At 23.8% G+C, this 1,086-nt stretch carries 1 protein-coding gene; it reads right to left on the reverse strand.

The annotated features are described in order from the left end of the window. Positions 1-105 precede the first annotated feature (105 nt). A complete protein-coding gene (locus B2W91_RS15785) occupies positions 106-885 on the reverse strand; it encodes a CPBP family intramembrane glutamic endopeptidase (RefSeq protein WP_291582664.1) in 780 nt (259 codons plus the stop codon). Positions 886-1,086: the final 201 nt, after the last annotated feature.

Here is a 1,086-nt window from a genome sequence, read left to right on the forward strand (position 1 = left end):
TGCAAAGGAGAAGTTTCCATAAATTCTTCATTATTCATTATTAATTCTTAATTAATAAGAATGTTAATTCTAAATTCCTCAGCTTCTGCTAAGAAGTATCCTCAATTATAAGTTAGATTGATTTATTCCCATATTTTCCTCAATAACTTTAGGATTATTTTTGTTAATAAAAAATATGGTTATAATTATTCCGATTAACCCTATAATAATAAACATAATACAACTAGTTGTATTATATATATCACCCATTATTGTAGGTATAATTACAACTATAGTATTATTTGTCATATGAGTAATTATCACTGGCCATAGAGATTGTGTTTTATATGTTATAAATCCAAATATTATTCCTAGTAGGCTAGCATAAACACCTTGGATGAGATTACCATGATATATTCCAAATAAAATTCCTTGAATAATTATTGTAACTGGTATTGATATATTTTTGCTTAAAGTTCTATATATAACTCCTCTAAATAAAAATTCCTCTACCAAAGGTGCTACTATTCCTATTACTAATATCATAATAAATAAATTTTCTTTAGTTAATGGATCTAAAATCTCATTCATTGCTTGGAATTGTTCCATAAACAATCCATTTAATTGTAATAAAGCTAAAACTCCAGAGTTAACTAGCCATATACTTATACCTATTAATGCTGCTATGGCTATATTCATAGGTTTTGTTTTTTTAAGAAGTATTTCTTCAGTTAGATTTTTCTTTCTAATCATATATATTGGTAAAAATATCACTACTGTTACTATATAAGATATTAATAATATATAATTCATTTTTCCTTCAATTACAGGCATAAATGCCTGGATAATAAATCCTATTAAAAAACATCCAAGTGCAGCAAAAAAACTTTTCACTTTATTTCCCACTCTAATTCCCTCCTTATAATAATTATTGTAAATATATTCTATATAATTATATTTTATGCTAATTAAATTTTGTAATATTATATAAAACCTTCATATTTAATTTAAACGGTGCTTAAAATATACTTATTTATAGTGTGGTTTAAGGTCTCTATATTTTATAATAAAAAGTGCATTAGAATAGATATTATAATCCACTCTAAT

It is taken from the genome of Clostridium sp. UBA6640 (genome assembly GCF_002455975.1).
GTDB lineage: Bacteria > Bacillota > Clostridia > Clostridiales > Clostridiaceae > Clostridium_J.